A 25,442-nucleotide genomic window follows, 5' to 3' on the forward strand; every position below is an offset into this window, starting at 1 on the left:
TGGAAATGTTCGATGGTAGCGCTATCAAAATTTCCACGCCGCTCAGACGGCAGCCAAGGAGAAGATGCCGATGCGAAGTGCAACAATTTCCCTCGCAATCCTCGCCACCTGTCTGGGTGGTTGCAACGGCGGCGCCCCCGACGCGCCGACCAAGGCGACCGAATCGAGCGCCGACGGCGCGCGCGCGCCCGACGGGCGCCGCTATCTGGCGCAGCCGCTGGTCGATGAAATCTATACCGCCGACCCCTCGGCGCACGTCTTCGACGGCAAGCTCTATATCTATCCGAGCCACGACATCGACGCGGGCATCGCCGACGACGATCTGGGCAACCAATATGCGATGCGCGACTATCGCGTGCTCCGCCTCGACCGGCCGGGCGGGCCGGTGACGGTGGGGCCCGTCGCGCTCGACATCAAGGATGTGCCCTGGGCGTCGCAGCAGATGTGGGCGCCCGACGCCGCCTATAAGGACGGCACCTATTATCTCTATTTCCCCGCGCGCGACAAATCGAAGGACAAGAACGGCCTCGGCGCCTTCCGCATCGGGGTCGCGACGTCGAAGGACCCGATGGGGCCGTTCGTTGCCGAACCCTCTTATATCCCGGGCAGCTTTTCGATGGACCCCGCGGTGTTCACCGACGACGATGGCGCGAGCTATATGTATTTCGGCGGCATCTGGGGCGGCCAGCTCCAGCGCTGGAAGGACGGCGTCTATGATCCGAACGGGTCCGACACCGACCTGATGCAGGACGATGCGCCCGCCATCTCGGGCAAGGTCGTGCGGATGAGCGCCGACATGAAGCATTTCGACGGCCCGGTTCGCGACGCCGTGATTCTGGACGAGCAAGGAAAGCCGGTGAAGGGCGGCGACCACGACCGGCGCTTTTTCGAAGCCTCGTGGGTCTTCAAGCGCGACGGCAAATATTATTACACCTATTCGACCGGCGACACGCATTTCGTGAATTATGCGATCGGCGACAATCCCTTCGGTCCCTTCACCTACAAGGGGCATATCCTCGCCCCGGTGCAGGGATGGACGTCGCACCATTCGATCGTTCAGTGGAATGGCAAATGGTGGCTCTTCTACCATGACACTCAGCTCAGCGGGAAAAACCACCTGCGCAGCGTCAAGATGACCGAGCTCAAGTTCAACCCCGACGGGACCATCCCGACGATCGACCCCTTCGTCCCCTGATGTTTCTGGGCATCGACATCGGCACGTCGGGCGTGAAGGCCGTCGCGCTCGACGAGACCGGCGCCGTGGCGGGGCAGGGCGTCGCCGCGCTGTCGGTTCAGCGCCCGCATCCCGGCTGGTCCGAACAGGACCCCGACGCGTGGTGGCTGGCGACGACCGCGGCGGTGCAGGCGATCGACCCCGCCGTGCGCCGCTCGATCCGCGGCATCGGGCTGGCGGGACAGATGCACGGTGCGACGCTGCTCGGCGACGACGACCGGCCGCTGCGCCCCGCGATCCTGTGGAACGACGGCCGGTCCGAAGCCGAATGCGAAGCGCTCGAAGCGGCAGTCCCCGCGCTGCGCACGATCACCGGCAACATCGCCATGCCGGGCTTCACCGCGCCGAAGCTGCTGTGGGTGCGGGCGCACGAGCCCGCGCTGTTCGACCGCGTGCGCACCGTGCTGTTGCCCAAGGATTATGTGCGCCTGCGCATGACCGGCGACAAGGCTTCGGATCTGTCCGACGCCGCGGGCACCCTGTGGGTCGACGTCGCGCAGCGCGCGTGGAGCGATGCGGTCCTCGCCGCGACCGGGCTCACCGAGGCGGCGATGCCGAAGCTCTATGAGGGCAGCGAGATCACCGGCACGCTGCGCCCTGAGGTCGCCGAGCTATGGGGAATGCCAGCGGTGCCCGTCGTCGCGGGCGGCGGCGACAATGCCGCGGGCGCTGCGGGCGTGGGGGTGGTCAACGACGGCGACGCGCTGCTCTCGCTCGGCACGTCGGGCGTGATCTTCGTCGCGACCGACCAATTCCGGCCCAACCCGGCGCGCGCGGTCCACGCCTTTTGCCACTGCCTGCCCGGCATGTGGCACCAGATGAGCGTCCATCTGTCGGCGGCGTCGTGCATCGACTGGGTCGCGCGGCTGACCGGCGCGGCGGGGGCCGCCGATCTCTTCGCGCGCGCCGAAGCCACCGGCCCCGGTTCGGGCGACGAGCTTTTCCTTCCCTATCTCTCGGGCGAACGCACGCCGCACAATGACGCGCGCGTGCGCGGCGCTTTCCTTGGCCTCGACCACGACACCGATAGCGGCCGGCTGGCGCAGACGGTGCTCGAGGGCGTCGCCTTCGCGCTCGCCGACGGTCTCGATGCGCTCCGCGACGCGGGAACGCAGGTGAAGCAGCTCTCGGTGATCGGCGGCGGTGCGCGATCGGACTATTGGGGCCGCATCATCGCCGCGGCGTTCGAGGTGCCGCTCGTCTATCTGAAGGGCGGCGAGGTCGGACCGGCGCTGGGCGCGGCGCGGCTCACGCAGCTCGCGGTCGACGGCGGCGAAGCGGCGGCGGTGTGCGCCGCGCCGCCCGTCGCGCGGCGGATCGACCCCGACCCGGCGCTCGTCGATCGGCTTTCGCATCGCAAGGCGCTGTTTCGCCAAGCCTATCCCCGAATTTCCTCCAAGAAAGGCTCTTGAATGTCTGCCACCGATTATTTCGCCGCGTTTCCGGCCATCGCCTATGAAGGGCCGGAGACCGACAACGAACTCGCCTATCGCTTCTACGACAAGAACCGCAAGGTCCTCGGCAAGACGATGGAAGAGCATCTGCGCTTCGCGGTGTGCATGTGGCACACCTTCTGCTGGCCGGGGTCGGACGTCTTCGGCGCGGGCACCTTCGATCGCCCGTGGCAGCAGCACGCCGATGCGGCGGAGGCGGCGGCGATGAAGCGCGAAACCGCGCTCGGCTTCGTGCGCAAGCTCGACCTGCCCTTCTATTGCTTCCACGACGTCGACGTGATGGAGCCGGCCACCGACGTCGCCTCCTATCGGCGCCATTTCGCCACCGCGGTCGATCATCTCGAAGCGCTGCAGGGCGAAACCGGGCGCAAGCTTCTGTGGGGCACCGCCAACCTCTTTTCCGATCCGCGCTACGCGGCGGGCGCTGCGACCAGCCCCGATCCCGAAATCTACGCCTGGGCGGCGCTGCAGGTGCGCTCGGCGCTCGAGGCGACGCATAGGCTAGGCGGCGCCAACTATGTGCTGTGGGGCGGCCGCGAGGGCTATGAAACGCTGACCAATACCGACCTGAAGCGCGAGCTCGACAATTTCGGGCGCTTCCTGAACCTGGTGGTCGAGCACAAGCACAGGATCGGCTTTACCGGCACGATCCTGATCGAGCCCAAGCCGCACGAGCCGACCAAACATCAATATGATTTCGACACCGCCACCGTCTATGGCTTCCTCAAGCGCTACGGGCTCGAGGACGAGGTGCGCGTCAATATCGAGGCCAATCATGCGACGCTGTCGGGCCATACCTTCGAGCATGAGATCGCTACCGCCGCCGCCTTCGGCATTTTCGGGTCGATCGACGCCAACCGCGGCGATCACCAGAATGGCTGGGACACCGATCAATTCCCCAATTCGGTCGAGGAAATGACGCTCGCGATGCTCGAGATCGTCCGTGCGGGCGGCTTCACCACCGGCGGCTTCAACTTCGACGCGAAAGTGCGCCGCCAGTCGGTCGATGCCGAGGATCTGCTGCACGGCCACATCGGCGGCGTCGATGTCGTCGCGGCGGCGCTGCTCAACGCCGAACGGATCATCGCCGACGGGCGGATCGACGCATTCAAGAAGGAGCGCTATGCGGGCTGGGACGGCGAGCTGGGGCGGATGATCCATCGCGAGGGCACCAGCCTTGCCGACATCGCCGATCATGCGGTTGCCGCCGACCTCAACCCCAGGCACCGTTCGGGCAAGCAGGAACGGCTCGAAAATCTTGTCAACCGCTTCGTCTGACGGGTCCGCGGCGCGCGCTCCGGTGCGCGCCGCTCCCGTTCAGGGGCGCACGAAGCGCCAGCGTCCCGCGTCGCTCTGCGGATCGAAGCGCGCGAGTGTCGGCGTGCTCGCGCCGATCGCGACCAGCGCCAGATCGGCGCCGGCGCGCGTCTTGGGGGTGATGCGATAGCTGCCGTCGGTCAGCTGGTCGATCCGCCACAGCTCGGCATCGGCGCCGGTAAAGGCAGGCACCGCCTGAACCTCGTCGGCGGGGGTCGCGGCCAGCGCGCGCTCGGTGCCGGCGACGGTGATCTTGTAATATGGGGCGCCGAACCAGCCCCCCGCCTCGGGAACCGGGGTGATCGTCCAATGCTGGTTCGGCCGCACCATATAGGCCGACAGGTCGACGCGCACCGCATCCTTCGGCCATGTCCCCGCGACATCGGAAAGACTCTGACCGGGCACCGGTTTCACCGGATCGTCCGGCCCCGCCATGAAACTGGCGCGCGCGTCGAACGGGATACGGACGAAATCGACCTTGAGTTGCAGCGCATTGCCGCTGCGCGCCGACTGGATTTCATAGGTGCCGGGGTCGAGGTTGCGGCCCGCGACCGGCCATCCGTCGCGCCACAGCAAAGGTTCGATCGCCAGCACGCTGCGCCCGCTGCGCTCCATGTCTGCCTCATAGTGCAGCGACATCTTCTCGATCCCGCCGCCCAGGTCGAGGCGCCCGAAATGCCCCGCGCCGATCATCCGCCCGTGCGCGGCCGCGACCAGCTTGCCGCCGCCCTTGAGCAGGGGAATGCCCATATTGTCGACATAGGGGCCGCGCACGTCGCGCGAGCGGCCGACGCGGATATTATAGGTCGAATTGGGCCCGTCGCAGCAGGTGCCGTGGGTGCCGAGCAGATAATACCAGCCGTCGCGATAGAGCAGCGCGGTCGCTTCCATGTCGATCGCGATGTCGACGGGCTCGTTGCCTTCCAGCCGCCGGCCGCTTTCCGGATCGAGTTCGACGAGGCGGATCGAACCGAAATAGGTGCCATAGCTCAGCCAGAGCCGGCCATCGTGATAGAGAAAGGCGGGGTCGATCGCGTCATTATTCTCGACCCCGTCGCTCGACGCGACCGTCCCGACCTCATGATATTCGAAATCGGGCGACGCCGGATCGAGCGACTTCGTCCACATGATCTTCACGTCGCTCGCATGCCCGCCCGACATGCCGCCGCCGCCGACCGCCCAGGCGACATAATAGCGATCGCCGATCTTCACGACGTCGGGCGCGACGCCGCCGCCAGGGCGGACCGGTCCGCTCGCCCAGGTCCAGCCGTCTTCCGAAACCAGTCCGCCGCCGCGCGTGCCGAAGGTGAACCATTTGCCGCCGGATTCGACGACGGTCGACGGATCGTGGATGAAGACGTCGCCCGCCAGCTGGGCGGTCGCGGGGGTTTGCAGGGCAAGCGCCAGCGACAGGCCGAGCATCGGGCGGAATAAGCGGGTCATGAAAGCTCCTGTGCGAAGGGGAGGGCGCGCCGCGCCATCATTGCACCGCGATGGCCAGGTCGCGTATCGGCTCGCCGTCGGCGTCCAGAAAACGCAGGCAGAAATCGCTGAGGCCGGGGCCGTTGATCACCGCGCCATAGAGGATGTTGCGCCCCTTCTTCAGCGTCAGCCGGTCCGACAGCACATCGTCCATCACCATGCGCCGGTCGTCGAACAGCGTCGCCGCCTCGCGGCCGTTCAGCCACCAGACCGACGCCGAATTCGACCCCACCGCCATCCGCACATCGTGCATCTCGCGCGGGCTGTCGACGACGGTGACGGCCCAGAAGATCACGCCATATTTCGGCTTGCCCAGCGCCTGCGCAAAGTTGAACAGCTTGACATCCCACAGCTTCGAATCGAGCGCGTGCCAGCGCAGCGCGCCGTCCGCGGCCGCCTGTCCATCGCGCGGCACCGCCCCGAAGCGGCCCGGAAAGGTCTCGGGCGCCAGCGCCGCGCGCACATAGCTGCCCGTGAACAGCGTGTTGGTCGGATTCGGCTTGCTGACCGGCTCGAGGAGCAGCCAGCGCCGGATGAACCCGTCGGCGTCGGGTGCGGCTGCGGCTGTGGTCGCGGGCTCGAAGAAGTCGGCGAGCGGCGGCACTCCCGGCGCCGGACGGGCGAAAGCGGGCGCCGCCGCGGCGAGCGACGCTGCCGACGCCGCAATGACGATCCAGGGTGTCGGGCCATTTTTCATATGTCTCCCCCGCTGCGCTCGCGCGTTGTCGCGCCGCTACCGCTTTCCCCCGACCTAATCACGTCTCGACAGCTTCGTCAACTTGTCCTACAAAAATATTGATCAAATCGCGAATTAATGTTGATTAGTCGTGATTTGACTCAATCAAATGTAAGACAAATATATTGGGAGACAGGTGATGAAAGACACGAGCAGGTGTATCGGGGTTCGCGGTTCGGCGCGGCAGCGCAGAGGGCCGCTGGCCGCGCTCGCCGCGGCGGTCGCGCTCGCGGCGGCGATTCCGGCCGCGGCGCAGGACGATCGGATGACGCCGATCGAAACCCCCGCGCAGCCGACCGCGATCGAACTCGGGACCGGACCGCTTCCCGGGGCGACGGCCAAGGAATCCTGGCACAGCCAATATGGCAGCAAATTCGCTCGCAACGTCACGGTGGCGACGCTCACGCCCTTCCTGCCCGATCCGGCCAAGGCCACGGGGGCGGCGGTCGTCGTCGCACCCGGCGGCGGTTTCCGGACGCTGTCGATGGAGAATGAAGGCTGGGATGTCGCCCGCGCGCTCGCCGATCGCGGTGTCGCGGCCTTCGTGCTGAAATATCGGCTCAATCCGACCCCCGCCGACATGCCGGGCTTCGAGAAATCGATGCGCGAGCTGTTCTCGGGCAACGCGCGGCCCCCGCGCATGGACCCCGACCAGGCGATGAAGGCTATCGCGCCCCAGATCGCCGATTCGCGCGCCGCTTTCGCGCTCGTCCGCCGGCGCGCCGGCGAATGGCACGTCGATCCCGACCGGGTCGGCATGGTCGGCTTTTCCGCCGGGGCGATGCTCACCATGGCGACGGCGCTCGCGGGCGAGGATGCCAAGCCGGCGTTCATCGGCAATATCTATGGTCCGCTCTCGGCGGTGACCGTGCCTGCCGACGCGCCGCCGCTGTTCGTCGCGCTCGCCGCCGACGATCCCTTTTTCGCGCACGGCGGCTTCGGCCTGATCGAAAGTTGGCAGGCGGCGAAGCGCCCGGTCGAATTCCACCTCTATGAACAGGGCGGGCACGGGTTCGGCATGTATCCCAAGGAAACGACCAGCACCGGCTGGTTCGACGCCTTCGCGAGCTGGCTGGCCATGCACGGCTATCTCAAACCCGCGAAGTGACCCCGGCGCGCGGGGTCTTGCAGCGGCCCCGCGCGTTGTTATGGTAGCGCTACCAAGAATCAGAATGAGGGGAGGCTGCCATGGTCCGCCGATATGGTATTATGCTCGCCGCGCTGATCGGCACCGCCGGGGTTCCGGCCGCCGCGCAGGACGCGCCGCCGCAGGACGTGCCCTTGCGGCTCGACCGCGCCGATTATTTCGAGGCGCCGGGCGTCAACTGGCTGATCTTTTCGAACGTCAACGAAGGGCTGTTCGCCGACGCGAAGATCAGCGGCGTCGAGCTGATTCAGCAGGGCGTGCGCACCGCGACCAACGGCGATGTCCGGCTTTCGCCGACCCCCGGCCAGTGGGATCCCGCCGCCCGGTTCGTCAGCCGCCGCGTCGACAAGCAGGCCGGGGTGATCGAAGCGGTGATGCAATATCCGGACTTCGGCTACACCGTCCGCGCCGAGCGGCGCGGCGGATCGGTGGTGATTTCGGTGCTCCTCGACCGCCCGCTGCCCGCCGAGATGGTGGGCAAGGCGGGCTTCAACCTCGAATTCGTGCCCTCGGCCTATTGGCATCACGCCTATCTCGCCGACGGGCGCCCCGCCCTGTTTCCGCGGCACCCCGCCGACCGGATGCAGCTGACTGCCGAGCGCAACGCGGCCTCGGGGCGCAGCGACGGGCCGGGCGCCGAGCCGCTGCCCTTTGCGCGCGCGCGCCGCTTCGTCTTCGCGCCCGAAGAGCCCGCGCGGCGCGTCAGCATCGCCGCCGCCGACGGCGAACTGGAGCTGTTCGACGGACGCAATCAGGCGACCAACGGCTGGTATGTCGTGCGCCAGCTGCTCCCCGGCGGGCGCAGCGGCAAGCTGCTCGAATGGGTGCTCGATGCCGAAAGCGTGCCCGGCTGGCTGCGCCCGCCGGTGATCGCCCATTCGCAGCTCGGCTATCTGCCGAAGGCCGCGAAGATCGCGACGATCGAGCTCGACCGCGACGACCGCCGCCAGCTCCAGCCGCGCCTGTTTCGCATCGACGCATCGGGGCAAAATGTGCCGGTGCCGCTGAAACCGGCGCGCGAATGGGGCGCCTATCTGCGCTATCGCTATCTTCAGGTCGATTTCAGCGGCGTGACAACCCCCGGCGTCTATCGGCTCGAATATGGCGGCACGCGCACCGCGCCCTTTCCGATCGCGCCGGGCCTGTTCGACAGCGCCTGGCACGCGACGAACGACGTCTATCTGCCGGTCGCGATGGACCATGTAGCGGTCAACGAGGCCTATCGCGTCTGGCACGGCGACGCGCACCGCGACGATGCGCGTCAGGCGCCGGTCGATCACGAACATATCGACCTATATCGCCAGGGACCGACCACCGACACGCGCTTCGCGCCCGGCGAGCATATCCCCGGCCTCGCGGTCGGCGGCTGGCTCGACGCCGGCGATTTCGACATCCGCACCCAGACGCAATATCAGGTCGTCCGCCAGCTCGTCGACATATGGGAGGATTTCGGCCTCGATCGCGACACGGTCGCGGTCGACTGGGACAGCCGCCGCGTCGAGCTGCACGTCCCCGACGGCACCCCCGACCTTCTTCAGCAGGCACGGCACGGCAGCCTGCAACTGCTCGCGCAATATGACGCGGTCGGGCACGCAATCAACGGGATCGTCGAGCCCGACGTCGGGCAATATACCCACCTCGGCGACGCCGCGAGCAAGACCGACGGGCTGATCTACGATCCGGCGCTCAAGCCCTATGAGCGTGCCTATGATAGCGCCGGCGGCCGCAGCGGCACCCCCGACGACCGCTGGGCCTTCACCAGCAAGTCGACCGCGCTCGACTATGGCGCGGCCGCGGCGCTCGCGGCCGCCGCGCGCGCGTGGCGCGGCCGTGACGACGCCTTCGCCCGCCGCTGCCTCGATCGCGCGCAGCGGATCTGGGACGAGGAGCACAGCCGCCCGCCCGCGCTCTTTCGCCACGGCAATACGACCGGCGGGCCGCTCGAGGCCGAGGAGTTCGGCGCCGCGGTCGAGCTGCTCCTCGCGACGGGCGATCGCCGCTATGCCGCGCGCGTCGAAGCGCTCGCGCCGGCGATGCTGAAGGCCTTCGACTTCACCGCGCAGACGATGGTGAAAGCGCTGCCGCATATGCCGCCCGCCTATCGCGCCTCGGTCGAGCAGGCGGCGCGCCAGTGGGCGACGCGGGCGGAGGCGCTGCAAAAGGCCAATCCCTTCGGCGTCCCGATCACCGACGGCGGATGGGCGGGCAGCGGCACGGTGCTCGGCTTCGGGCTGACCGGTTATGCGCTCCACCGCGCCTTCCCCGACATCGTCGGCGCCGAGCCGACGCTGCGCGCGCTCGATTTCATCCACGGCCACCACCCGGCTTCGGACCGTTCCTTCGTGTCGGGCGTCGGCGCGCAATCCAAAGAGGTCGCCTATGGCAGCAACCGGGCGGATTTCTCCTTCATCCCCGGCGGAGTGGTCCCCGGCGTGCTGATCCTCAAGCCCGACTATCCCGAAAATCGCGACGACTGGCCCTTCTTCTGGGGGGAGAATGAATATGTCGTGCCCGAAGGCGCGATGTATATCGCGCTCGCCAATGCGGCCCGCGATCTGGAGCGCGAAATGCGATAGGCAAGGCCCGATCGCGGCGTCCGTAGGCCGCGAACTTGCAATCGGCGCCTCGCGCGGCGAGTTTGGGGCAAGGCAACCGGTTCGCGCCGGACCCGTTGCCATGGCAAGGGCAATCGGAAGGGGCCGCTATGGGCGAGAGCGACCGACAAGCGACTTCGGCATCGTCGCACCGGATCAAGATCAATCCGCCGGTCTTCTACACGTCGGCCGCGCTGACGCTCGCGTTCGTGGTGTTGGGATCGCTGTTCGTCGAGCGCGCGGGGACCGTTTTCGCCGCGCTGCAACGTGGCATCACCACCGATTTCGGCTGGTTCTACATCGTGTCCGTCGCGGGCTTTCTCATCTTCCTGTTGTTCCTGATGTTCAGCAGCTATGGCAATGTAAAGCTGGGCGCCGACGACAGCGAACCCGAATATAGCTACCTCTCCTGGTTCGCGATGCTGTTCAGCGCGGGCATGGGGATCGGCCTCCTCTTCTTCGGCGTGGCGGAGCCGATCCAGCATTTCGCGACGCCCCCGGTCGGCGAAGGCCATACGATCGAGGCCGCGCGCCAGGCGATGATCCTCACCTTCTTTCACTGGGGCTTTCACGCCTGGGCGATCTATATCGTCGTCGGGCTGGCGCTCGCCTATTTCGCCTTCCGGCGCGGCTTGCCGCTGACCGTGCGCTCGGCGCTGTTCCCGCTGATCGGGCGGCGCATCTATGGACCGATCGGACATGCGATCGACATATTCGCGGTGCTGGGGACGATGTTCGGCGTCGCAACGTCGCTCGGCTTCGGCGTGCTTCAGGTCAATGCGGGTTTTCACCATCTTTTCGGCCTGCCGGTCGGGCCGTGGGTCCAGCTCGCCCTGATCGCGGCGATCACCGCCCTTGCCACCCTCTCGGCTTTCGTCGGGCTCGACCGGGGGATCAAGCGCCTTTCCGAACTCAACATCTTAGTCGCCGTCGCGCTGCTCATATTCGTGCTCCTCGCGGGCTCGACGATCTTTCTGATTCAGGCCTATGTCCAGAACCTCGGCGCCTATCTCGGTGCCTTGGTGCAGCGGACGTTCCGCATGTACGCCTATGAACCCAACGACTGGTTCAGTAACTGGACGCTCTTCTATTGGGGCTGGTGGATCAGCTGGTCGCCGTTCGTCGGCATGTTCATCGCGCGCATCTCGCGCGGGCGCACGATCCGCGAATTCGTGACGGGCGTGCTCCTCGTCCCATCACTGTTCACCTTTTTGTGGATGACGGTATTCGGCAACACGGCCATCGCGATGGACCTGAACGGCACCGCCGACCTCGCCGCAGCGGTGGCGAAGGACATGCCGGTCGCGCTGTTCCGGATGTTCGAACATCTGCCCTTTTCGGTGATCGCGTCGGGGCTTGCGACGCTGCTCGTCATCACCTTCTTCGTGACCTCGGCGGATTCGGCGGCGCTCGTCATCGACACGATCACCTCGGGCGATGCCGACGATCCGCCGGCATGGCAGCGCATCTTCTGGGCGGTCGGTGCGGGGGTCGTCGCCGCCGTCCTGCTCGTCGCCGGCGGGCTGCAGGCGCTGCAGACCGCGGCGATCGCCAGCGCGCTGCCCTTCACGGTCGTCATGATCTTCATGTGCTATGGCTTGCTGCGCGCGCTTCAGGCCGAAAGCGGCGGTGCCGACATCGACCTGTCGGCGACGGCTGCGGCGCCTTTTCCAGAAACCGGCGGCTGGACGTGGCAGCAGCGGTTGACCAGCATCACGCGATTTTATGCGAGGGCCGAGATCGACGCTTTCCTGTCGCGCGATGTGCGCTCGGCGCTGGACGATGTCGCCAGGGAGATGCGCCAGAACGGCCTCGCACCCGATCTGGTCGCCGGAAGCGAAGCGATCGAGCTCAGCGTACCGCACGGAAAGCTCGGCACATTCCAATATGCCGTGCGCAAGCGCGCCTTTCGGGCGCCGAGCTTCGCCTTTGCCGAAACGCCGAAAGCGCAGGCGCGCGAACCGCTGCACTATCGCGCGATGGCGACCGGTTCGGAGGGCGACCAGCCGCACGACGTCACCGGTTATTCGCAGGCGCAGCTGATCAACGACATCCTCAACCGCTACGCGCGCTTCCGCCATAGCCGGCGGATCGGCTGATCCGCGCGTCCCGCGTCAGCTGCTCCCGCCGGCCACCGCCGCGACTAGCCGGCGAAAGCCCTGCGCCGCAGCGACCGTCGCGGGCAGGTTCAGGCAGCGTTCGTCGTCGGCGGCGACATGATGATAGCGATGGATGCCGAAGACGCCGGCGGCGGGGGCGTATCCCGCCTTGATCACTTCGTCGAGCTCCCCCGCCGAAAGCGCTGCGCTCGATACCGGCGCTTCATAGCCCGCCTGACCGGCGAACAGCGCGCGCGCGAGCGGCAGCAGCTCGGGTGAGAGCGAGAGGAAACGCTGCGGATCGACGCTGGGAAGCGGCGCCACATGGCCGGGGATTTCGTGCCAGTCGCGCGCCGCGACATTGGCGCCGATGTGCAGCCAGAAGCGCGTCGCGGCGGGGGGCGGGGCGATCCGCTTCATCGCTTCGGCGGCGCCGAGATATTCATATTCGTGCCCCGTGTTGCAGATGAAGGCGAGGTCGTGATCGGGCATCGCGCCCGCCGCCCAGCGCGCGAGATCGAGCCACGCGGCAACGCCCGGTCCGCGTTCGGCGGCGCAGCCGAACCAGCCCGACCGCGGGGTCGAGATCGCGAGCCAGCGGCCCTTGCCGCGGTCGATCCGCCCGACGAGGTTGAACGCGGGGCGGCGGCCTCCCTTGCCGTCGATCGTCAATCGCGCCTCGGTGCGCTGCATGGCGGCGGCGAGGAAGGGATCGGCGTCCGCCGGCGCGAGCAGGGCGACGGGACCGCCGAACATCGGTTTGCGTCCGTCGGTGTTGAGCGCGATCACTTGGCCCGTCGGGCCGTTGGTGATCGCGACCGCGGCCCGCGCGCCGCCCGCAAAGGCCGCTTCGATCGGCCCGCGCGCGTGCTTGGCGAGCATCGACGACCAGCGGGCGAAGGAAAGGTCGACGAGCGCGATCGCGCCCGCGAGCGAGGTCGCGGCGCGCCCTGCCGCATCGACGCGCACCAGCGGTCCCGATACGCCGCCCGGACCGGTCGGCACCACGATCGGCTGCGGATAGACGGCGGCGGCCTTGCTGCCGCTCGCCAGCGTCGCGGCCGAGGCATCGAAAAAGGGCACTTCGAACGATTGCCGCTCGACCGCATAGCCCGCGCGTTCCAGCTCTCCCGCGAGCCACGCGCCGCATGCCATGTCGCCGGGACCGCCCGCGCGCTTGTTGCCGAAGCCGACATAACGCAGCAGGTCGCGCTCGATCGGCTCGGCGGCGTGCCGGTCCGCGGCGGCGGCCGATGCGGCGAGCGGCAGCAAGGCGCCCGCGCAGAGGAAGCTGCGTCTGCTGGCGTCGGTCATGGACTCTCCCCGGCCTGTTCGATTGTCCCGATCATCCTGCAGGCCCCCGAAGCTGTCAACTATTGTACGACAATCCTGATTATATTGTCGCTCATTTCCTTGAGGGCGAGCGCCTCATCGGCTATCGCGGGGACCGATGAACGAAAGCGAAGCCAGACGGGAAGGCGGCTTGCCTCGCGCGGGGGGCGGCCGCGCCGCCGATGCGGTTGCCGACGCGCTGCGTCAGCGTATCCAGGCCAACGACCTCGCGCCCGGCGCGTGGCTGCGCGAAGCGCGCCTCTGCGCCGAATTCGGCGTCGGCCGCTCGATCGCCCGCCGCGCGCTGCGCATTCTGGGCGAGGACGGACTCGTCGAGATCGAGGAAAATCGCGGCGCGCGCGTGTCGGCGACGACGGCGGAGGAGGTGTTCGACCTCTATGAGGTTCGCGCGGCGCTTTATGGCCTCGCGGCACGCTTCGCGTGCCTGCGGATGTCCGATCGCGCGATCGGACAGATGATCGACGACATCGACCGGCTGCTCGATGCGGCCGCCGCGGGCGCGCCGGCCGAGCAGGTCATCGAAGCGAGCGAGGCGATCTTCGGCGCGATGGCGGACCATGCCAGCGCGGACGCGCAGCGGATGATCGCGTCGATCCGGCGCAAGACGCGGTTTCATTTTTCCTATGCCGCGCTCGCCTTGGCGGCGCATGGCGGCGGCCCCTATGACCATTGGCGGCAGATCCGCGCCGCGCTGCCGCGCCGCGACGCGGCGGCGGCGAGCGAGGGCGCGCGCAACATTCTCTATTTCATGCAGGGCGAGGTCGCGCGGATCATGCTCGCGCACCGACGGCAGCCGCAGCCCATGCAAAGGACGGCCGCACCGGTGCGTTGAACAGGGGAAGGGACATGCGAAACGCTTTGCGACTGACGGCGGCGATGATGGCAGCGCTGCTCGCCGGCTGTTCGCCCGCAACCGCGGCGGCTCCCGCGAATCCCGGCGCGGCGGACCAGCGCGATGCGGCGATGCGGGCGTTGCTCGACTATGTGCGGGCGCAGAAGACGACGGGCCTTCTGATCCAGCGCGGCGGCGAAACGCTGGTCGAAAGGAACTGGCCGGCCCCCGACGATGCGATGCTGGCGATCTTTCTCTATGGCAAGACCGCCGACGGCGCGCTGCTCGAAGATGTCGCCTCGCAGCAGAAGAGCTTTGTGTCGGTGCTCGTCGGCGTCGCGATCGACAAGGGCCTGATCGACGTCGACCGGCCCGTCAGCGATTATATCGGGACCGGCTGGTCGAGGGCGACGCCGGCGCAGGAAAAGGAGATCCGCGTCCTTCATATCCTGCAGATGAATTCGGGGCTCGACGAAAATTTCGCCTACGTCGCGCCCGCCGGCACGCAATTCTTCTATAATACCGCGGTCTATGCGGTCGCGAAGCGCATCCTGACCGCCGCCGCGCGGCAGCCGCTCGACCGGATCACGCGCGACTGGCTGACCGGGCCCGCGGGGATGGCCGACACCGCATGGCGCCAGCGGCCGGCGGCGCTCGCCGACGTCGGCAACCCGACCGGGCTCGTCACCTCGCCGCGCGACACCGCGCGCTTCGGGCGCATGATCCTGGCGGGGGGCGTCGCCGAAGACGGCACGCGCATCCTGTCACAGGCCAGCCTGAACGCGCTGTTCGCGCGGTCGGCGACGAACCCCGCTTATGGGCGCCTCTGGTGGCTGAACGGCGGCGATTTCACGGTCGGCGCGACGGGGCGCCGCCGCGCGGGGCCGCTCGTCGCCGCTGCGCCCGCCGATCTGGTCGCTGCCCTCGGCTTCCTCGACCGGCGGCTCTATATCGTGCCCAGCCTCGACCTCGTCGTCGTGCGCACCGGCGCCGACGCCCCCGACGCCGATTTCGACGAGCAACTGTGGCGGCGGTTGATGCGCGTCCTGAACTGACCTTTCGGTCAGGCCCGCCAATGCTCCGTTTTCGCCGTCCTTGTGCCTCGCGATCAGGGATTCCCCGGATTTCCCGCGCGCCGCAAACGCTTATCGTTGCAGGACCCCGGCAAGGGCTGGAAGAACCCATGGCAACTGAATGCGTCGCATATAGGGATGGAAAGGGCGGGCTTCATTCGACCCCGGAAAAGGCGACATTGTCCGACCTGTCGAGCGTGCTCGGCCGGGTCGGCGAGGAAGGCGGGATGACCGCGGGCGTGGCGAAGCTGATCCTCGACAAGCGCGCCGAACTCGAACGCGTCTTTGCCGAACATGACAGGATGGTCGAGGCGGCGATCGCCGCCGGGCATGACGGTGCCGAGGTGGTGCCGCTCGACCGCGCGCACGACGGGTCCTGAACCGGCTTCCTCGCATCAGGCGCGGCAGGCCGCGACAAACGGGTTTCACCCGATTGATCGTATCCGCCATCGCCGCAATTCTCGTGCCCGTCCGCCCGGAACGAGGATAGCCCGCATGACCCGAAACCGCCAGATCACCGCCCTCATGGCCTCCGCCGCGCTGTTGTCGGCGGTGCCGTTCGTCCTCCAGCCGCGCGCCGCCTTCGGACAATCGGACGCCGTCGCCGTCGCGCCCTCGGGCAAGACCGTCGACGCGCGCGTCTGGCCGCGCTCCTACAAGGTCGATGGCGTCGAATTCGCGCTCTATCAGCCGCAGGTCGACAGCTGGGAGGGCAATGAGATCAAGGCACGGCAGGTGATGGCGGTCACCACCGGCCAGACCAAAGGCGCCGACGGCAAGGCCAGGAACAGCGAAACCTATGGCGTGCTGTGGCTCAGCGCAAAGACCGGCACCGACAAGGAGGCGCGGATCGTGGCGCTCGACGATCTTACCGTCGACAAGGGCAGCTTCCCGAGCGCGCCCGATCAGGAGGCGCGCTATCTCGCGGCGGCGCGCAAGGCCTTTCCGACGACGCAGCTCGTCGTCAGCCTCGACGCGATCGAGGCGCAGCTCGCGATCGCGGGCGAGAGCGAAAAGGCGAACAACGTCCCGGTCTCCAACAAGGCGCCCGAGATCATCGTCTCGCTCGAGCCCGCGATGCTCGTGCTCGTCGACGGCGACCCGGTGTGGCGCGCGAGCGGCGTGGCGGGGGTCGATCGCGTGCTCAACACATCGGCGCCGATCCTGCGCTATCAGGGCAAGCTCTATCTCGGCCATGCCGGGCAGTGGATGACCGCGACGAGCCTCGACGGCCAGTGGGCGGCGGCTCCGACGCCGCCCGCGCCGGTCAGCCAGGCGCTCGACCAGCTGCTGAAACAGGGCGGCAATGCCCAGCAGCAACCACAGCAGAAAGCGGCCGCCGGCTCCGACGCGATCAAGACCGTCTATGTCCGCACTCACCCCGCCGAGCTGATCGCGATCGAGGGCGAGCCGAAGTTCGCCGACGTCCAGGGCACGTCGCTCAGCTATGTCACCAACACCCCCGCCGATCTGTTCCTCGAAGGCGCGGATAACTGGTACGCGCTGCTGTCGGGGCGCTGGTTCACCGCCAAATCGACGAACGGCCCATGGAGCTATGTCGCGCCCGACAGGCTGCCGCCCGACTTTCTGAAGATCGACAGCGACGGTCCGAAGGGCGCGGTGCTCGCGTCGATCGCGGGCACCCCCGAAGCGAAAGAAGCGCTCGTCGCCAATTCGGTGCCGCAGACCGCGACCGTCCAGCGCGCCGACGCGAAATTCACCGCGACCTATGACGGCGCGCCGCAATTCGCCGCGATCGAGGGCACCCAGCTCAGCGTTGCCAAAAATTCGCCCGCGCCGGTCTTCCGCGTGAGTTCGTCGAGCTATGTCGCGCTCAGCAACGGCGTGTGGTTCACCGCCTCGGCGGCGACCGGGCCGTGGCAGGTCGCGACCGAAGTTCCCGCGGCGATCTATGGCATCCCCGCGACCTCGCAATATCATTATGTCACCTATGTCCGCATCTACGGCTCGACGCCCGAGGTCGTCTATGTCGGCTATACGCCGGGCTATTACGGCACCGTCGTCAACAACAATGTCGTCGTCTATGGCACCGGCTATGCGTGCGACCCGTGGGTCGGCGCCTATTATTACGGCTGCCCGACGACCTATGGCTATGGCGCCTCCTTCGCCTTCGGCGCCGCGGTGGGCTGGTCGCTCGCCTTCGGCTTCGGCTGGTACGACCCCTGGTACGGACCCTATTGGGGGCCGTGGTATTATCCCGGCTATTATCCGGGATATTGGCCCGGCTATTGGGGCGGCGCCTATGCCTGGGGCGACGTCTATGGCCGCTGGGGCAACAGCGTCGTCGCGGGGCGCGGCGCCGCCTGGTACAACCCCTATACCGGCAATATCGGGCGCGCCGGGCGCGGCGGCTATTACAATGAAGCGACCGGCGGGCGCGGCTGGGGCTATGCCGGGCGCAACACCAATATCTACACCGGCAACACCACCGCCGCGGCGGGCGGCATTCGCTATAATCCGCAGACCGGGCGCGTCGTCGCCGGGCACGGCGGCGCGGCGGGCAATATCTACACCGGCGGCGGCGCAGCGGCAGGCGCGCGCACCGTGGTCAACACCAACACCGGCCGCGTCACGCGCGAGGCGGGCGGCGCGACGCGCAGCGCCGGCGGCGCGACCGCTGCGGGCGGCTTCAATACGCAGGGCGCCGGCGGCGACGCCAGGGGCGCGGGCTATGTCCATTACGACCGGTCGAGCGGCGGCGTCTCGGGCGGCGGCGCGGTCGATGTCAACGGCAACATCTATGCGGGCAAGGATGGCCACGTCTATCGCTACGATCCGGGGAGCGGCTGGCAGTCGGTAACCGGCAAGCGCGGCGGCGGCGGGACCTATGGCCCGACCGACAATGGGCTCGACCGCGAGCGCGCGGCGCGCGACCGCGGCTTCGAACGCGACACCATGGCGGGCCGCGGCTTCGAGCGCCCGGGCACCCAGCGCCCCGCCTTCGACCGCAGCACCATGGGCCGCGGCTTCCAGGGCCGGATGGGCGGCTTCCGCGGCGGGCGCATTCGCTAGGGCGAAATCGCCACCCTCCAGAAAGGCTTGCGAAAATTGGTGTGTCCCCGCGAAGGCGGGGACCCATCTCCGACGGGTTCAGGATTGAGCGTCAGGAGATGGGCTCCCGCCTTCGCGGGAGCACACGGCTTTTTCTGTCAAGGATGATCTAGAGCAAATTGCGGGAAATCTGAATCGACCCGTCTCCCCGAGCGAAGACGAGGGGCTCTGCCGAGCGAAGTCGAGGCTGCGACGCTGCGGTTCTCGCTCCGCTCGAACGAGCCCCTCGTCTTCGCTCGGGGAGACGGTGCAGATTTAAGGCTCGCTGCTCTAGGGTCAGGACCCTAGCTCCAATCCGACCCCTTTGGATTCGGGGGATGCTCGCTCGACGTCCGCTCCGTCAGGCCGGTGAAGGTTCTTCGATGTCGGGAAAGAAACCCTTTATCCCCCGTCCGCCGCACTCCGGCGGCCGCGACGGGGGAACAGGTTGTGTGTGCACGATAAGAACAATAAGGGAACAAAAATCCCCTGTCAACGCTTTTCCGCGGCTCTCCAATAAACTTAGTAATAAAAGTTTTTCACCCCACGCAGTTGACGTAAAGGGAAAGCCGGCTATCCCGGCGCCGAGCGCGCGAGCGCCACAGCAGCGGGAGAGAGGGATATGGCGAAGGATCCGGTTTTCGACCTGACGGGCCGCGTCGCGCTGGTGACCGGCGCGTCGTCGGGGCTCGGCGCGGGCTTCGCGCGGGCGCTCGCGGCATCGGGCGCGAAGGTCGTGCTCGCCGCGCGCCGCGCCGACAAGCTCGCCGAACAGGTCGCCGGAATCGAGGCGGCGGGCGGGCAGGCGGTCGCGGTATCGCTCGACGTCACCGACGAAGCCTCGACCAAAGCGGCCTATGACGCCGCCGAAGCCGCCTTCGGCCCCGTCGACACGATCGTCGCCAACGCCGGTGTCGCGACCGAAAAGCTCGCGCTCGGACTCGGCGTCGACGAGGTCGACGGCCTGCTCGCCGCCAATGTCCGCGGCGTCTTCCTGACCGCGACCGAAGGCGCGCGGCGGCTCGAAGCCGCGGGCAGCCGTGAGAAGCAGCACGGCCGCGTCGTCATCATCGGGTCGATCACCGCCGACAAGATCTTTCCCGCAACCTCGGTCTATGGCGCGACCAAGGCGGCGGTGCGCCACATGGGCAAGGCGCTCGCGCGCGAATGGGCGCGGCGCGGGATCAATGTGAACGTCATCCAGCCGGGCTATTTCGAATCCGAAATGACCGCCGATCTGTTCGCCAGCGAGGCAGGCCGGAAATTCGTCGCGACCTTCCCGCGCCAGCGGCTGCGTCCGCCGAGCGACCTCCACGCACCCTTGCTCTTCCTCTGCTCGGACGCCTCGCTGGGGGTCACCGGCAGCGTGATTACGATCGACGACGGACAGACGCTGTGAGCGGCGCGCTGCTGGTCGAGGCGCGCGGCGCGGTCGAGATCGCGACGCTCAACCGGCCCGAACGATTGAATGCGCTGAACGAAGGCCTCGTCGACGAGTTGGGCGCCTATTTCGGCGGGCTCGCCGAGCGCAAGGAGGTGCGCGTCGTCATCCTGCGCGGGGCGGGGCGCGGCTTCTGCGCCGGACTCGACATTCAGGAGGACCGCGCGACCGACGAAACCCCGGTGCTGCGCACGCTCCGGACGCAAACGAACATCGGCAATATCTATCGCAAGATGCGCGCCTGCCCGCAGCCGATCATCGCGCTCGGTCACGGCGCTGCGGCGGGCGGCGGGCTGTCGCTGCTGCTCGCCTCCGACGTGCGCTACGCCGCGCCCGATTTTCGCTGCAACGCCGCCTATATCCGCATCGGGCTCGGCGGCTGCGACATGGCGTCGAGCTATTTCCTGCCGCGCCTCGTCGGCGCCAGCCTTGCGTCCGAAATGATCCTCACCGGCCGCTTCATCGACGCCGAGCGCGCGCTGTCGGCGGGCTTGGTCAGCGAGATCGTCGACGCCGACAAGCTGCTCGACCGCGGCCTCGCGCTCGCCGACGAGATGCTGGCGACGAGCCCCTGGGGGCTGCGCCTGTCGAAGCAGGCGCTGAATCTGAACATCGACGCGCAGAGCCTCGACGCGGCGATGGCGATCGAGGACCGCCAACAGGTGATCCTCTCGGCGACCGAGGACCATCAGGAAGCCCTCGCCGCCTTCCTCGCCAAACGCCCGCCCGACTATCGCGAGCGATAGAGGCGGGACCGGCCGCCTGCCATTGTGGGTGCGGACAAAGATTCGCGCAGAGGCGCAGAGACCGCAGAGGAAAAAATTGATTCACGCGGAGACGCGGAGACGCGGAGAAGCAATATTTGCCGCGAAGCGGCCTTCTTCATGCGGGTCTCGCCGTATCGTCGAAGCGGGAGAGAATGAGGGGGCCTGACGGCCCAAATCCCCTCCGCGACTCCGCGTCTCCGCGTGAACAAATCTCTGCGGTCTCTGCGCCTCTGCGCGAATCTCCTGCTACGCCGTCAGAACGCATCTTCCCTACCTTCCGGCATTTCGATCCGCGTCATCATCACCCCCGATTGCCAACGCAAATTATATTGGCATAATCGCTGCCAATAATTTACAAGGACGAGGAGGGGGCGATGGCCGGGCGCTTTTCGACTGGGGGGTCGATGCCGCAGCGCGGCATTTTAGGGCGGTCGGCCGTCATCGCTTTATGCGCTTCGTTCGCCGTGATGCCCCTTCGGGCGGCTCCGGTGGCGGCCCCCGCTTTTCCATCGCCCGCACCGTCCCCGGCGCGCGCCGCGCATCCGAATATCGTCGTGCTGCTCGCCGACGATTGGGGGTTCAGCGACGTCGGCGCCTTCGGGGCCGAGTTTGCGACGCCGAACATCGACGCGCTGGCCAGGGCTGGCACGCGCTTTTCGAATTTCCACGTCGCGGGGTCGTGCTCGCCGACACGCGCGATGCTGATCACCGGGGTGATGAACCATCGCAACGGGCTCGGCAACATGGCCGCAACCATTCCGCCCGAACATGCCGGCAAGCCGGGATATGACACGGTGCTCAACCACCGCGTCGTGACGATGGGCGAAATGGCGCGCGCCGCGGGCTATCGCACCTATCTCACCGGCAAATGGCATCTCGGCAAGGATAGGGCGCGGCTGCCGGGCGCGCGCGGCTACGACCGCGCCTTCAGCCTCGCCGATGCGGGCGCCGACAATTTCGAGCAGCGCCCGATCGAGGGGATGTACGACAAGGCCGACTGGTTCGAGGACGGCAAGCCCGCGACGCTGCCGAAACAACATTATTCGTCGCACTTCATCGTCGACAAGATGATCGACTATATCGACGGCGGCGCGGCGAGCGGCAAGCCCTTCCTCGCCTCGGTTAATTTCCTCGCCAACCATATTCCGGTGCAGGCGCCCGACAGCGACATCGCGCGCTACCGCGCGATGTATCGCGACGGCTGGACCGCGCTGCGCGAAGCGCGGGCGAAGCGTGCGGCGGCGCTCGGCATCGTGCCGGAAGGCACGCCGATGGTGACGATGGCGACGACGCGCGACTGGGCGAAACTCGACGCCGACGAGCGCAAGGCGGCGGCGCGGGTGATGCAGGCCTATGCCGGCATGGCGAGTGCGATGGACCGCGAGATCGGCCGGCTCGTCGCGCATCTGAAGGCGACCGGCCAGTATGAGAACACGATCTTCGTCTTCCTGTCGGACAATGGGCCGGAGCCGACGAACCCCTATGCCAGCCTGCGCAACCGCATCTTCCTGAACCTGCATTACGACACGTCCCTTGCGAATATCGGCCGCCGCAACAGTTTGAGCGCGATCGGTCCGGGCTGGGCGAGCGCCGCGGCGTCGCCGCTTGCGGGCTACAAGTTCAGCGCCGCCGAGGGCGGGCTGCGCGTCCCGCTGATCGTCGCCTGGCCCGGCCATGCGAGCGTCCGCGCGGGGGCGATCAGCAACGGCTTCGCGCACGTCACCGACATCGTCCCGACGCTCGCCGAGCTTGCCGGCCTGCCGCTGCCGCAGGGCGAATGGAAGGGGCGGCGGGTCGAACCCGTGGTCGGGCGCAGCCTTGTCCCGATGCTGAAGGGCGCGGCGGACAGCGTGCATGGCGACACGCCGCTCGGTTACGAGCTGTCGGGCAATGCGGCCCTGTTTCGCGGGAACTACAAGCTGGTGCGCAACCTGCCGCCGACCGGCGACGGCCGGTGGCGGCTGTTCGACATCGCCGCCGATCCGGGCGAGACGCACGACCTCGCGGCCGAAATGCCCGATCGCTTCGCGACGATGCAGGCCGACTACCGCGCCTTCGCGCGCGCCAATGGCGTCCTCGACATGCCGCCCGGCTACACCGCCGACGCACAGATCAACGCCTATGCGTGGGAGCATCAGGGCAAGAAACGCGCGATCCGCCTCGCCGCCGCGGCGGGGGGCGTGCTGGCGCTGCTGATCGGCTTGGTCTGGGCGTGGCGCCGGCGGCGCCGACGGGCGAGAAGCTGGAGTCTGTCCTGATCGGCTGGATTCAAAGCCCCCCGTTCGTCCTGAGGAGCCATTGAGCCCCGTCGAAATGGCGTCTCGAAGGACCATATGCCGCGTCTGGTCCTTCGAGACGGGGCTTCGACAAGCTCAGCCCCTCCTCAGGACGAACGGGAGGCTTTGAAATCCGCTCGAACCGGACAGACTTCAGGGCGTTTCGGGACTCGCCGCGAGCAACGCCGCGACCATATGCGCGGTCACTGCGCCCGCATCCTCGGCGGTCAGGCCCTGATCGTGGCGCAGCGCGCGCCAGGTCTGGAACGACAGCGCCGCGATCAGCGCCTCCACCCGTATCCGGTCGGCCTTCACGGCGTCGGGCAGCAGCCGCAGCACCAGTTCGCGTTCGATCGTGACCACGCGGCCATATTCGGCCATCAGAAAGGCGGACTGATAGCGTTTGAGGTTCGCGGCGAGGCGGAAGGGCAGCATGGTTTCGAATACCCGCGCGCGCCGCCGCGCCAATTCGCGCACGTCGGCGCGCCAGTCGGCACCGTCATAGGGCGCGGTGGCGACCGGCATCACCCGCGCGGCGATGGTCGCCGACAGCTCGGCATAGAGCGTGTCCATGTCGTCGAAATGGCGAAAGACGGTGCGCAGCCCGACCCCGGCTTCCTCGGCGACGCGCGCCGCGCTCGGCATCAGGTCGCCGCCCTCGATCAGCTCGACCATCGCCGCGACGATGCGCCGCCGGCTCGACCGGCTGCGCGCACGCCGCCCGTCGCTGTCTGCCGTCCCCATGTCCGTTTTCGATGCCATAGGTCTCCGCTGGCCCACCGCGCCGCCAAGGTCAATGGCGGCGAGCCAATGCGCTTGCGCCGCTCCATCTATTGGCACATATAGTGTCATAAGTTTCGAGGCAATCGCCTTGCGGATGTGGGGAAAGATGATGAAGAAGCGATGGCTCGCGCTCGGCGCGGTGGCCCTGCTCGGTGCGGGCGGCTATTACGGCTTCCAGGCGAACAAATACCGCCTCCCCGGCCTGATCCAGGACTGGCAGACCCCGGTACAGCCGAACCGGCCGGTCGCGTGGCAGCAGGGTCCCGCGAAGCCGCCCGAAGGCAAGAGGCCGCCGAACATCATCCTGATCGTCGCCGACGACCTTGGCTGGAACGACATCAGCCTCAACGGCGGCGGGGTTGCGGGCGGGATCGTTCAGACGCCGAACATCGACGCGCTCGCGCGGCAGGGCGTGAATTTCACCGCCGCCTATGCCGCCAACGCGACCTGCTCGCCCTCGCGCGCGGCGATGATGACCGGCCGCTATCCGACGCGCTTCGGCTTCGAATATACCGCGGTGCCGGTCGAATTCGCCGAGAATCTGGCGCACGGCGGCGGCATCGGCCCGCTGAAACCCGTCTTTCACCAGGAGCTGATCACCGACGACATCCCCGATTATCCCGACATGGGTGTGCCCGCGAGCGAGGTGACGATCGCCGAGGCGGTGAAGGCGGCGGGTTATCACACCATCCACATCGGCAAATGGCATCTGGGCGAAGCGCCGGCGCTCCAGCCCAATGCCCAGGGGTTCGACGAGAGCCTCGCGGTGCTCGCGGGCGCCGCGAAATTCCTGCCCGACGACGATGCCGACGCGGTCAACGCCAAGCTGCCCTGGGATCCGATCGACCGCTTCCTCTGGGCGAACCTGCGCCACGCGGTGACCTTCAACGGCGGCGAGCGCTTCCACCCCAAGGGGCATATGACCGATTATTTCGCCGATCAGGCGATCGCGGCGATCGACGCCAACCGCAACCGCCCCTTCTTCCTGTATCTGGCGTTCAACGCGCCGCACACGCCGCTGCAGGCGACGAAGGAGGATTATGCGAAGCTGCCGCAGATCAAGGATCACAAGACGCGCGTCTATGGCGCGATGATCGCGCAGCTCGACCGGCGGATCGGCGACGTGATGGCCGAGCTCAAGCGCACCGGGCTCGACGACAATACGCTCGTCCTCTTCACCAGCGACAATGGCGGCGCCTGGTACACGGGTATCCCCAACCTCAACGCTCCCTATCGCGGGTGGAAGGCGACCTTTTTCGAGGGCGGCATCCGCACGCCCCTGTTCATGCGCTGGCCGGGGCATATCGCGCCGGGGTCGGCGCGCGCCGACGCGACCGGGCATCTCGACATCTTCGCGACGATCGCCGCCGCGGCGGGCGCGAAGCTGCCGACCGACCGGGTGATGGACAGCCAGGACATTCTTGCCGGCCCCGCGAAGCGCAACGCGCTCTATTGGCGCTCGGGCGATTATCGCGCGGTGCGCGCGGGCGACTGGAAGCTGCAAGTGACGAAGCGCCCCGCCAAGGTCCGCCTCTACGATCTCGCGACCGATCCGACCGAGCAGCATGATGTTTCGGCGCAGCAGCCGCAGCGCGTCGCGCAGCTCCAGGCGATGCTCGCAGCGCAGAACAAGGACATGGCAAAGCCGATCTGGCCCGGCCTGTTCGAAGGACCGATCCGCGTCGACGTGCCGATGAACGCGCCGTGGAAGGCGGGGCAGGATTATATCTACTGGACCAACTGAATAGGAATTCATCGCACGTTGAATTAATCGCATTGCATCCTTATCTGCGCCGGGCGTTA

At 67.7% G+C, this 25,442-nt stretch carries 18 protein-coding genes; 14 read left to right on the top strand and 4 right to left on the bottom strand.

The window, feature by feature from the left end:
* Positions 1-64 precede the first annotated feature (64 nt).
* Genes KNJ79_RS04130 through xylA form a run of 3 tightly spaced genes read left to right on the top strand, consistent with a single transcriptional unit; the run spans position 65 to position 3,966 of the window.
* On the top strand, positions 65-1,195 hold the full coding sequence (locus tag KNJ79_RS04130; RefSeq protein ID WP_394357148.1) for a glycoside hydrolase family 43 protein: 1,131 nt from the start codon (positions 65-67) through the stop codon (positions 1,193-1,195).
* Entirely contained in the window at positions 1,195-2,646 is a 1,452-nt protein-coding gene (gene xylB / locus KNJ79_RS04135; protein ID WP_317152893.1) for a xylulokinase, read from the top strand. Before KNJ79_RS04130 ends, xylB begins: the two co-directional genes overlap by 1 nt.
* Positions 2,647-3,966 carry a xylose isomerase gene (gene xylA, locus KNJ79_RS04140; protein WP_317152894.1) on the top strand — a complete coding sequence of 440 codons (1,320 nt, stop codon included), beginning with the start codon at positions 2,647-2,649 and terminating at the stop codon, positions 3,964-3,966. It abuts the gene before it with no gap.
* A 39-nt stretch (positions 3,967-4,005) separates the two neighbouring features.
* Here xylA and KNJ79_RS04145 read toward each other — a convergent pair whose 3' ends face one another.
* Both KNJ79_RS04145 and KNJ79_RS04150 read right to left on the bottom strand, forming a co-directional pair.
* A complete protein-coding gene (locus KNJ79_RS04145; RefSeq protein WP_317152895.1) occupies positions 4,006-5,448 on the bottom strand; it encodes a family 43 glycosylhydrolase in 1,443 nt (480 codons plus the stop codon).
* 37 nt (positions 5,449-5,485) lie between these two features.
* The gene (locus tag KNJ79_RS04150) at positions 5,486-6,184 is read right to left on the bottom strand and encodes an acetylxylan esterase (RefSeq protein WP_317152896.1); all 699 of its coding nucleotides are present in this window, start codon (positions 6,182-6,184) and stop codon (positions 5,486-5,488) included.
* 178 nt (positions 6,185-6,362) lie between these two features.
* Between KNJ79_RS04150 and KNJ79_RS04155 the strand changes: the two genes are divergently transcribed.
* The 3 genes from KNJ79_RS04155 (at position 6,363) to KNJ79_RS04165 (ending at position 12,063) form a co-directional block, all read left to right on the top strand.
* The gene (locus tag KNJ79_RS04155; RefSeq protein WP_089215157.1) at positions 6,363-7,331 is read left to right on the top strand and encodes an alpha/beta hydrolase; all 969 of its coding nucleotides are present in this window, start codon (positions 6,363-6,365) and stop codon (positions 7,329-7,331) included.
* A gap of 80 nt (positions 7,332-7,411) precedes the next feature.
* Positions 7,412-9,946, top strand: coding sequence for a glycoside hydrolase family 9 protein (locus KNJ79_RS04160; RefSeq protein WP_317152897.1), 2,535 nt, complete (start codon positions 7,412-7,414; stop codon positions 9,944-9,946).
* 128 nt (positions 9,947-10,074) lie between these two features.
* A complete protein-coding gene (locus KNJ79_RS04165; protein ID WP_317152898.1) occupies positions 10,075-12,063 on the top strand; it encodes a BCCT family transporter in 1,989 nt (662 codons plus the stop codon).
* 15 nt (positions 12,064-12,078) lie between these two features.
* On the opposite strand, the gene KNJ79_RS04170 is transcribed toward KNJ79_RS04165, so the two are convergent.
* Positions 12,079-13,377, bottom strand: a complete 1,299-nt coding sequence (locus KNJ79_RS04170; RefSeq protein ID WP_317152899.1) for a hypothetical protein — start codon at positions 13,375-13,377, stop codon at positions 12,079-12,081.
* Positions 13,378-13,513: 136 nt separating this feature from the next.
* Between KNJ79_RS04170 and KNJ79_RS04175 the strand changes: the two genes are divergently transcribed.
* The 7 genes from KNJ79_RS04175 to KNJ79_RS04205 all read left to right on the top strand — a co-directional run bounded on the left by KNJ79_RS04175 (position 13,514) and on the right by KNJ79_RS04205 (position 22,838).
* On the top strand, positions 13,514-14,248 hold the full coding sequence (locus KNJ79_RS04175; RefSeq protein WP_317152900.1) for a GntR family transcriptional regulator: 735 nt from the start codon (positions 13,514-13,516) through the stop codon (positions 14,246-14,248).
* A 14-nt stretch (positions 14,249-14,262) separates the two neighbouring features.
* Positions 14,263-15,303 (top strand): serine hydrolase domain-containing protein, encoded by a 1,041-nt coding sequence (locus tag KNJ79_RS04180; protein WP_089215153.1) that lies wholly within the window; start codon positions 14,263-14,265, stop codon positions 15,301-15,303.
* 128 nt (positions 15,304-15,431) lie between these two features.
* Entirely contained in the window at positions 15,432-15,701 is a 270-nt protein-coding gene (locus KNJ79_RS04185) for a hypothetical protein (protein ID WP_245836582.1), read from the top strand.
* A 115-nt stretch (positions 15,702-15,816) separates the two neighbouring features.
* Entirely contained in the window at positions 15,817-18,354 is a 2,538-nt protein-coding gene (locus KNJ79_RS04190; RefSeq protein WP_317152901.1) for a hypothetical protein, read from the top strand.
* A gap of 640 nt (positions 18,355-18,994) precedes the next feature.
* Positions 18,995-19,771 (top strand): SDR family NAD(P)-dependent oxidoreductase, encoded by a 777-nt coding sequence (locus KNJ79_RS04195; protein WP_317152902.1) that lies wholly within the window; start codon positions 18,995-18,997, stop codon positions 19,769-19,771.
* The gene (locus KNJ79_RS04200) at positions 19,768-20,559 is read left to right on the top strand and encodes an enoyl-CoA hydratase/isomerase family protein (protein WP_317152903.1); all 792 of its coding nucleotides are present in this window, start codon (positions 19,768-19,770) and stop codon (positions 20,557-20,559) included. The genes KNJ79_RS04195 and KNJ79_RS04200 overlap by 4 nt, the downstream gene beginning before the upstream one ends.
* A 509-nt stretch (positions 20,560-21,068) precedes the next feature.
* Complete coding sequence (locus KNJ79_RS04205) at positions 21,069-22,838, top strand: arylsulfatase (RefSeq protein ID WP_317152904.1); 1,770 nt, start codon at positions 21,069-21,071, stop codon at positions 22,836-22,838.
* 171 nt (positions 22,839-23,009) lie between these two features.
* On the opposite strand, the gene KNJ79_RS04210 is transcribed toward KNJ79_RS04205, so the two are convergent.
* Positions 23,010-23,618, bottom strand: a complete 609-nt coding sequence (locus KNJ79_RS04210) for a TetR/AcrR family transcriptional regulator (protein WP_089215149.1) — start codon at positions 23,616-23,618, stop codon at positions 23,010-23,012.
* A 127-nt stretch (positions 23,619-23,745) separates the two neighbouring features.
* Here KNJ79_RS04210 and KNJ79_RS04215 point away from each other — a divergent pair, with 127 nt between their 5' ends.
* Positions 23,746-25,383 (top strand): sulfatase-like hydrolase/transferase, encoded by a 1,638-nt coding sequence (locus tag KNJ79_RS04215; protein ID WP_317152905.1) that lies wholly within the window; start codon positions 23,746-23,748, stop codon positions 25,381-25,383.
* The last annotated feature ends 59 nt before the right edge of the window (positions 25,384-25,442 follow it).

This window comes from Sphingopyxis indica (assembly GCF_032879645.1).
In the GTDB taxonomy this organism is placed as follows: Bacteria; Pseudomonadota; Alphaproteobacteria; order Sphingomonadales; family Sphingomonadaceae; genus Sphingopyxis; species Sphingopyxis indica.

Coding starts and splice junctions, on each gene's coding strand:
- KNJ79_RS04215 (WP_317152905.1), top strand. CDS start 23,746: ATGATGAAGAAGCGATGGCTCGCGCTCGGCGCGGTGGCCCTGCTCGGT.
- KNJ79_RS04145 (WP_317152895.1), bottom strand. CDS start 5,448: ATGACCCGCTTATTCCGCCCGATGCTCGGCCTGTCGCTGGCGCTTGCC.
- xylB (WP_317152893.1), top strand. CDS start 1,195: ATGTTTCTGGGCATCGACATCGGCACGTCGGGCGTGAAGGCCGTCGCG.
- KNJ79_RS04160 (WP_317152897.1), top strand. CDS start 7,412: ATGGTCCGCCGATATGGTATTATGCTCGCCGCGCTGATCGGCACCGCC.
- KNJ79_RS04175 (WP_317152900.1), top strand. CDS start 13,514: ATGAACGAAAGCGAAGCCAGACGGGAAGGCGGCTTGCCTCGCGCGGGG.
- KNJ79_RS04190 (WP_317152901.1), top strand. CDS start 15,817: ATGACCCGAAACCGCCAGATCACCGCCCTCATGGCCTCCGCCGCGCTG.
- KNJ79_RS04185 (WP_245836582.1), top strand. CDS start 15,432: ATGGCAACTGAATGCGTCGCATATAGGGATGGAAAGGGCGGGCTTCAT.
- KNJ79_RS04155 (WP_089215157.1), top strand. CDS start 6,363: ATGAAAGACACGAGCAGGTGTATCGGGGTTCGCGGTTCGGCGCGGCAG.
- KNJ79_RS04170 (WP_317152899.1), bottom strand. CDS start 13,377: ATGACCGACGCCAGCAGACGCAGCTTCCTCTGCGCGGGCGCCTTGCTG.
- KNJ79_RS04180 (WP_089215153.1), top strand. CDS start 14,263: ATGCGAAACGCTTTGCGACTGACGGCGGCGATGATGGCAGCGCTGCTC.
- xylA (WP_317152894.1), top strand. CDS start 2,647: ATGTCTGCCACCGATTATTTCGCCGCGTTTCCGGCCATCGCCTATGAA.
- KNJ79_RS04165 (WP_317152898.1), top strand. CDS start 10,075: ATGGGCGAGAGCGACCGACAAGCGACTTCGGCATCGTCGCACCGGATC.
- KNJ79_RS04210 (WP_089215149.1), bottom strand. CDS start 23,618: ATGGCATCGAAAACGGACATGGGGACGGCAGACAGCGACGGGCGGCGT.
- KNJ79_RS04150 (WP_317152896.1), bottom strand. CDS start 6,184: ATGAAAAATGGCCCGACACCCTGGATCGTCATTGCGGCGTCGGCAGCG.
- KNJ79_RS04195 (WP_317152902.1), top strand. CDS start 18,995: ATGGCGAAGGATCCGGTTTTCGACCTGACGGGCCGCGTCGCGCTGGTG.
- KNJ79_RS04130 (WP_394357148.1), top strand. CDS start 65: ATGCCGATGCGAAGTGCAACAATTTCCCTCGCAATCCTCGCCACCTGT.